This window comes from uncultured Megasphaera sp. (genome assembly GCF_958350005.1).
GTDB lineage: Bacteria > Bacillota > Negativicutes > Veillonellales > Megasphaeraceae > Megasphaera.
In genome coordinates this window covers 1-8,162 of the sequence record NZ_CATWFF010000092.1, presented here as the reverse complement: position 1 = coordinate 8,162, position 8,162 = coordinate 1, and the positions used below count along the sequence as shown (strand labels likewise).

The following is an 8,162-nucleotide window of genomic DNA, read 5'->3' as shown; positions in this document are numbered from 1 at the left end:
ACTATGCACCAAATATGCTAAAATTAATTGTTTGTAACTGTAAAATATTTCTATAGTAACGTTATATGTAAAAGAGGTCGTTATGGCAAACAAGTTTATTTCTGGAACACTTATCCTGACACTGTCCGGATTCGTAGTCAAAGCCATTGGCAGTGTGAACTGGATTATTTTATCCCGTATCCTCGGCGGTGAAGGCATCGGTATTTACCAGATGGCCTTCCCTATTTACCTGCTGGCACTGGATATTTCTACAGCTGGCCTGCCTATTGCTATTTCTATTGTTACGGCAGAAAAAGTAGCCAAATCGGACTACATGGGGGCACAGCGAATTTTTCACATTTCCCTGACCATGCTGTGCATCACTGCCTTTGTGCTCAGTCTGCTCGTCTATTTTGGCGCTACCTTCCTGATTGACGAACAGATTATCCGCGAAAGCCGGGCTTATTATTCCTTAATTGCCCTGGCGCCGGCTATCTTCTTTACGACCGTCATTGCCGGGTACCGCGGATATCTGCAGGGATGGCAGCAAATGACGCCGACGGCGATTTCTCAGATCGTGGAACAGCTCGTACGCGTTGTCGTCATGCTGGGATTTGCAGCCCTGCTGCTGCCGTACGGTCTGGATTATGCCGCCGGCGGTGCCAGTCTCGGTGCCGGTGCCGGCGGCCTGGCTGCCTGGCTGGTGCTGATTTATTTTTACTATCGCCTGAAGAAGTCCCTCCCTGTCAGTGAGGCCTACTTCCCGCCGGAACCGATTGGTCATGTACTGAAGCGCCTCGTCATCCTGGCCATTCCCATTTCCTTATCGACAATCATGCTTCCTGTCGTGTCCAATCTGGATCTGCTCATTGTGCCCCGCCGCCTGGAAGTTGCCGGCTATGCGACGGCACAGGCAACGGAACTGTTCGGCTATCTGACCGGCATGTCCATACCGCTCATCAACTTGGCAACCATTCTGACTGCTGCCATGGCCATGAGCCTCGTCCCGGCAATCAGTCACAGTTTTACCTTGGGGGAAACGAAAGAAATCTACAACCGTACAGCAGGGGCTATGCGCATTGCCCTGCTCGTAACGATTCCCTTCAGTGTCATGCTGTATGTCATGGCCCAGCCAGTAGTCACCTTTATTTACAATGCCCCGGCTGCCACCGATGCGACCCGGTCCGTTGCCATTGCCATCTGTTTTCTCGGCATCCATCAGATTACGACGGCTATTCTCCAGGGCCTGAAAAAAACGAAAATTCCGGTCATCAATATGGCCATTGCCTGTGCCTTTAAAGTCGCCTGCAACTGGTTCCTCGTTGCCATTCCTGTCCTGGGAATTACGGGGGCTGCCTACGCCACGGTTGTAGACATTGGCGTTGCTGCCGCCTTGAATCTGTTCTTTATTTACCGCCACACAGGATATATTATCGATTTGCGGATTGTCATAAAAAATGTGGCTGCTGCAGCTATTATGGGCGTTGTTATGTACCTGGTATATCCATTTCTGCACGACCATATCAGCTTGTTCCTCAGCCTGTTCCTGACCTGTATTCTCGGATCAGCCCTGTATATCGGCTGCATGGCTCTTACTGGCGGCGTTACCCGGGAAGATGCCGCAAAAATGCCCTTCATTGGCCGGTTCTTCTAGAACGGACATAAGGTTTTCACAAAAAAAACAGCGTTTCTTCACGACACATAAAGGTGAAGAAACGCTGTTTTTTACGTATACCGAATCATACATATCCCCGTTCACAAAGGCTGACGTACGTTCCGTCGCCAATAATGATATGATCCAGTACGGGAATTTCCATAATGTGGCCGGCCTGCACGATTCGTTCGGTTACAACAATATCATCATGGCTGGGCTCCGGATCTCCGGACGGATGATTGTGAAGAAGGACGACTGCTGCTGCATTGTACTGCAGGGCCCAGCGAAATACTTCCCGCGCCTTCGCCAGGCTGGCATTGATCGTGCCGACAGTCAGCGATTTGACGGCAATGAGCTTGTTTTTCGTCGATAAATAGATAGCCGAAAACTGCTCCTGATGTAAAAAGCGCATGTCTTCCATCACATAGGCCGCGATGGCGCCAGGCGTACTGAAATCGGGAGCCGTCTGCTTGGCCCGCTGCCGGGAAATACGCCGTCCCAACTCGGCAGCAGCGCAGATCGTCACGGCCTTGTCAGCACCGACGCCGCGAATAGACTGCAGGTCCGCAACATTCGCTTCACTGAGATAATACAGATTCTCCCCTGGAAGAGACCGAAGCATGGAACGGGCTACATCCATTACGGAATGGCCTTTAATGCCAGTACGCAGCAAAATGGCCAGCAAATCCTGATCCGTAACGGCTGCCGGGCCATGGTGCAGAAATTTTTCCCGCGGCTTTTCACATTGAGCCAGCTGCTGGAACGATCCTGTCATATATCCACCTTGGCTTTGCGAAGCATTTTACATACCTGAGACAGCGGAAGTCCTACGACATTCGTATAGGACCCATTAATCTTGTCGACAAAGGAAGCCGCATGTCCCTGAATGCCATAGGCGCCGGCCTTATCCATCGGTTCGCCGCTTTCTATGTAGCTGTCAATTTCACTGTCACTGAGACGGCGGAACCACACTTTCGTTTCCACGACTTTCGTATGGATTTCTGAATCCCGAACCAGGGCGACGCCGGTAAGAACAGAGTGTTTCGTATCAGACAGGGCATGGAGCATGGCGGAGGCCTCTTTTTTGCTGTGCGGCTTTCCCAGTATCGTTTTGTCAGCAACGACGATCGTATCGGCCCCCAATACCCACTGTCCCGGATATTTGGCGGCTACATCGCAGGCCTTGCCGACGGCCTGAAGCTGTACAAACTTTTCCGGTTCCTTCTTTTTAGGCGACTCTTCCCGATAATTACTGGGATTTACCATATAAGCAATTCCCATCTGCGTCAGCAGTTCCCGGCGGCGCGGCGAACCAGAAGCTAGAATCAACACAAATAAAACCTCCTCAACGTATACGGCGATATAAAAACAGGGCAATCAGCATGCCAATAATACTCAGGACATTCGGTGCAAACCGCAGGCTGAATGTCAGCTGTACAATATATATATTCACTTCCATGTGCTGTACATTGAAGATCTCATGGTGCTGAGAAAGCACGGGCCCCAACGCCCCCAGCTGTGCACTGCCCAGGGTATCCCCCAGCATGCCGCCAATCAGGCTGCCGGCCAATATGCATAATATGCACAGCAATGCACTTTCCGTACCAAACGTTCGCATAACCCTTTCTCCCCCCTCGGCATCTGTCAAAAATATTATACCCTGTTCTACGTAGGCCTGCAATACAAATACGAATAAGGGCCGGTTTTTTCATGAGATTTTAATCTTTCATGAAAAAACCAGCCCTGTACTGTTAACTCACAGCGTATTTAGCCTTTATTTTTCTGCATTTTTGCCCATGTATCACGGAGGCCGACAATGCGGTTGACTACCAGATGGCCGGCTGTGGCCGAATCCGGATCAATGACAAAGTATCCCTGACGGAGGAACTGGAATTTATCGCCAGGCTGATAGTTGGCCAGGCAGGCTTCGCCTTTGCTGTGGAACACAGTCAGGCTGTTCGGATTGATCTGGGAAAGAAAATCCTTGCTGTCCGTTTCTTCTTCCTCTGTGTCTGCAGATTTCAGGAGATACTCGTAGACCCGCGTTTCCACGTCGACAGCATCGGCAGCATTGACCCAGTGCAGCGTCCCCTTTACCTTGCGGTTGGCATTGGCACCGCTGCCGCTCTTGCTTTCCGGATCGTAGGTGCAGTGAAGTTCGACAATATTGCCGTCTTCATCTTTGATGACATCTTCGCATTTAATAATATAGCCGTATTTCAGGCGCACTTCTTTGCCCGGTGCCAGACGGAAGAACTTCTTGACCGGATGTTCCATGAAATCGTTCTTTTCAATGTAAATGGTCTTGCTGAACGTAACTTCCCGCGTGCCCAGGGCTTCATTTTCCTGATTGTTTTCTGCTGTCATCGTTTCGGTCTGGCCGTCGGGATAATTGGTAATAACGACTTTCAGCGGATCGATGACGGTCATGAGACGGGGAGCCTTCATCTTGAGGTCTTCACGGATGCAGTATTCAAGAAGGGAAATATCGACGACACTGTCCGCTTTTGCCACGCCAATGCGTTCGCAGAAGTCACGAATCGATTCCGGCGTATATCCGCGGCGGCGAATACCGGAAATCGTCGGCATCCGCGGGTCATCCCAGCCGCTGACAATCCCTTTTTCCACGAGAGTGCGCAGTTTTCGCTTGCTCGTAATCATGTTGGTAACGTTCAGGCGGGCAAATTCAATCTGCCGCGGTTTCTGTCCTTCCGGATCATCCCATTCTTCCAGTACCCAGTTGTACAGGGGACGATGGTCTTCAAATTCAAGCGTACAAATGGAGTGCGTAATCCGTTCGATCGCATCCGATACGGGATGGGCAAAGTCATACATAGGGTAAATGCACCATTTCGTGCCCGTACGGTGATGGGGCGCATGAACAATACGGTACAGAACAGGATCCCGCATATTCAGGTTCGGACTGGCCATGTCAATTTTGGCGCGCAGTACTTTTTCGCCGTCACCGTACTTGCCGGCTTTCATGTCGGCAAAGAGCCGCAGATTTTCGTCTACACTGCGATTGCGGTACGGGCTTTCCTTCCCTGGCGTGTTGAAGGTGCCGCGGTATTCACGGATTTCGTCGCCTGACAGATCATCGACATAGGCTTTTCCCAGAGTAATCAGTTTTACGGCATAGTTATATAAGGTGTCAAAATAATTGGATGCGTAGAACATGCGGTCATCCCACGTAAAGCCCAGCCATTTGACATCTTCTTTAATAGAATCTACATATTCTACATTTTCCTTGGAAGGATTCGTATCGTCAAAGCGCAGATTCGTCAGGCCGCCATACTTTTTGGCAATTCCAAAATTAAGGCAAATGGACTTGGCATGACCAATATGCAAATAGCCGTTTGGTTCCGGTGGAAATCGGGTATGTACACGCTTTCCATATCTATTGGATTCGTTATCTTCATCAATCAAATTTTCAATGAAATTTTTGGTAATTTCCTTATCCATCAATGATTCTCCCCTTATATATGTATATGATACTTCATTTTAACACAAATCTAACGGACGTACCAGATTCACAGGTCAGAATTATAGGGAAAATACGTCCATTATCCTCTGTGGTGAAACAAAATGGAAAAAATCAGGCCCTGTTATCCAGATCGAATGGACCAGACAACAGGGCCTGAAAACAGCTATGCCATAGCCGGGCTTATCCCGGGATACAGGAGCAGCCTGTCTTATGTATTCATGGTACTGTGCTTCCGGCCATAAGCCAGGTAAATCAGCAGGCCAATGACGGACCAGCCGACGAACAGCAGCAGCGTATGAGACGACAGCTGAGAGAAGACAAAGGCGCAGAAGATAAAGCCTAAGGGCGCAATAACATGAACGGCAGGGCATTTAAATCCCCGCGGCTTGTCCGGATAGATGCGGCGCAGAACCAAAATGCCGATGCAGGAGCACAGGAAGGCAAAGATCGTACCGGCACTGCACGTTTCGGCTACAATGTGAATCGGCGTAAAGCCTGTAATGCAGGCAACGAGGAGGCCGACAATAATCTGAATCATATAAGGTGTGTGGAATTTGGGATGCACTTTATACAGTCCCATAGGCATTAACCCGTCGCGGCTCATGGAATAGAGGGCGCGGCTCTGGGCAAAGAGCATGTTCAGCACCACTGTCGACAGGCCGCACAGCGCACCAGTACCGACGATGGCCGATCCCAGATGCATGCCAATGTACTCCAGAACGTAGGATGCCGGAGCAGCCGTATCCAGCATCGTGTACGGCACGACGCCAGTCATGGCGGCGCAGACGGCAATATACAGAATCGTGCAGATCGCCAGGGCGGCAATAATGCCAATAGGCATATCGCGGGTAGGATTCTTTGTTTCTTCCGCAGCTGTAGACAGGGCGTCAAAGCCAAGGTATGAAAAGAACAGAACTGCCGTTCCGGCAGCAACGCCGGCATATCCGTACGGAAGGAAGGGTTCCCAGTTTATCGGTTCAATATGGGGAGCCGCTAAAAAGAGAAACAGGAAAATCGTGCCTACTTTGATGAATACGAGAATACGGTTTACTTTGGCACTTTCCCGTACGCCGACGACGAGCAGAGCCGTTGCCAGCAGTACGATAATGACAGCCGGCAGATTGATAATGCCCCCATCAGCCGGTACAGCTGTCAGGGCTTTTGGCAAATCAATGCCGCAGGCATGGAGGATGCCGACTAAATAGGCAGACCAGCCGCCGGCGACGGCACTGGCACCGACAGAGTATTCCAGAATAAGGCTCCACCCTACCCACCAGCCGAATATTTCGCCCAGTGAAGCGTAGGCATAGGTATAGGAACTGCCGGATACAGGCAGGAAGGAAGCCAGTTCTGAATAGGCCAGGCAGACGAAGGCACACGTTACGGCAGCCAGCACAAAGGACAGCATAAGTCCGGGACCAGCGTATTTGGCGGCCCCAATGCCAGTCAGTACGAAAATGCCCGTACCGATAATAATGCCCAGACCCATGAGCGTAATATCAAAAGCGCCCAGCGCTTTAGTCAGTTTTTTCTCTTGCGTATTTTCCATTAAGTCTTCAAAAGACTTGCGGCGTAACAGACTATTCATCGGTATACCCCCTTTGCGCGGTTTCAAATACTCCGCTCCTGACTGATGAGGCAGAAAGCGGAGTACCTGACGAACCAGTTATTCCACAGACGCAGATGAAACATCTGCCGGATCAGACGGCTTGACTGCACTTTTCCAGATCAGGCCGATGACGAAGCCTACGACGGCAAAGCAGATCCAGCCCATGCCGATGGTGTGGAACGGAACCATCGTATTGAAGAACGTATCAATCCCTCCCAGAGAGATTTTGGCAGTCTGCGTGCCATTTACAAGGGCCGTCAGCAGCGTCATGCCCATGGTCCAGGCGTAGACACACTGCCGTCCGCCGAACAGGTTGTGCAGGAATGTAAGGATACATAATACGACGACCAGGGGATAAATGAACATCAGCACCGGAATGGCTGCGACGATAATCGTCTTTAAGCCAAACATGGCGACACCAAAGGAGAAAGCCGAGAAAATGGCGACCCACGTTTTATAGCCTACGCCGCCGACGAGGACATGGAAATAGGTAGCACACGAAGTAATCAGGCCAATACTGGTGGAAAGGCAGGCCAGCAGGACGATAACTGCCAGGATGACAGCCCCTATATTGCCGAACAAAATCATGGCGCTCTTCGTCAGGACCGGTGCTCCCGTTTCCTGAATACCAAAGGCCACAACGCTGTCTGCCCCGATTTTTGCAATGAAAATATATACAAAAGCCAGGCAGCCTACGGCAATGAGGCCGGCACGAAAGACTTCATTCGTAATTTCCCTAGGCGTTGTTGCGCCGTCTTCCATGACGAATTCAATAACCAGGATAGCAAAGACCAGCGATGCAATGGCATCCATCGTTCCGTAGCCGTCAATAAATCCCTGTACAGCTGCAGCCGATGCTGTAGCATATACTTCCGTCGGCGCTACAGGCGCTCCCAGAGGCGTAATAAAGGATTTTACAATGAGCAGCAAAATGACGACCAGCAAGGTCGGCGTCAGGATCTTGCCAATACGGTCGACTAACTTGGACGGCGTTGCCGAAAGCCAGTAGGACACGACAAAGAATACGACGAGAAAGACAGTCATGACCATGTCACTGCCGCCGTCAGCAAAGAAGGGCCGAACGGCGATTTCATAGGAAACACTGCCTGTTCGCGGCGTAGCGAAACAGGGTCCAATAGTCAAATAGGATATGACCGTAAAAAACAGCCCAAATGCCGGATGTACGCGGCTGGATAATTCCTGCAGGTTTTTGCATCCCGAATATCCCATTGCCAGGACACCTGCCAGCGGCAGGCCTACGCCGGTAATGACGAAGCCCAATACGGCCCACCATACATTTTCACCGGCATTCTGCCCCATCGAAGCTGGGAAAATCAAGTTGCCGGCACCGAAAAACAAGGCGAACAACATGAGCCCTATGGCTATGGTTCTATTTCCTTTTTTTTCTCCCATAATAATTCCTCCAATCTAAATAC

The 8,162-nt window shown here is 50.6% G+C and carries 7 protein-coding genes; 1 reads left to right on the top strand and 6 read right to left on the bottom strand.

Features of this window, described 5'->3' with window-relative positions:
* Positions 1–82 precede the first annotated feature (82 nt).
* Positions 83–1,633 carry a polysaccharide biosynthesis protein gene (locus Q3886_RS06540; RefSeq protein ID WP_301860435.1) on the top strand — a complete coding sequence of 517 codons (1,551 nt, stop codon included), beginning with the start codon at positions 83–85 and terminating at the stop codon, positions 1,631–1,633.
* 85 nt (positions 1,634–1,718) lie between these two features.
* Here the strand turns inward: Q3886_RS06540 and radC are convergent, their stop codons facing one another.
* The 6 genes from radC to brnQ all read right to left on the bottom strand — a co-directional run bounded on the left by radC (position 1,719) and on the right by brnQ (position 8,139).
* Positions 1,719–2,408 (bottom strand): DNA repair protein RadC, encoded by a 690-nt coding sequence (gene radC / locus Q3886_RS06535; RefSeq protein WP_301860434.1) that lies wholly within the window; start codon positions 2,406–2,408, stop codon positions 1,719–1,721.
* Positions 2,405–2,965: a nucleoside triphosphate pyrophosphatase gene (locus tag Q3886_RS06530; protein WP_301860433.1), complete on the bottom strand. Its 561-nt coding sequence runs from the start codon at positions 2,963–2,965 to the stop codon at positions 2,405–2,407. Before Q3886_RS06530 ends, radC begins: the two co-directional genes overlap by 4 nt.
* 13 nt (positions 2,966–2,978) lie before the next feature.
* Complete coding sequence (locus Q3886_RS06525; protein WP_301860432.1) at positions 2,979–3,251, bottom strand: DUF4321 domain-containing protein; 273 nt, start codon at positions 3,249–3,251, stop codon at positions 2,979–2,981.
* Between the two features lie 149 nt (positions 3,252–3,400).
* Entirely contained in the window at positions 3,401–5,095 is a 1,695-nt protein-coding gene (locus Q3886_RS06520; RefSeq protein WP_301860431.1) for a glutamine--tRNA ligase/YqeY domain fusion protein, read from the bottom strand.
* 230 nt (positions 5,096–5,325) lie between these two features.
* The gene (locus Q3886_RS06515) at positions 5,326–6,705 is read right to left on the bottom strand and encodes an amino acid permease (RefSeq protein ID WP_301860429.1); all 1,380 of its coding nucleotides are present in this window, start codon (positions 6,703–6,705) and stop codon (positions 5,326–5,328) included.
* A gap of 78 nt (positions 6,706–6,783) precedes the next feature.
* The gene (gene brnQ, locus Q3886_RS06510) at positions 6,784–8,139 is read right to left on the bottom strand and encodes a branched-chain amino acid transport system II carrier protein (protein WP_301860427.1); all 1,356 of its coding nucleotides are present in this window, start codon (positions 8,137–8,139) and stop codon (positions 6,784–6,786) included.
* Positions 8,140–8,162 lie beyond the last annotated feature (23 nt).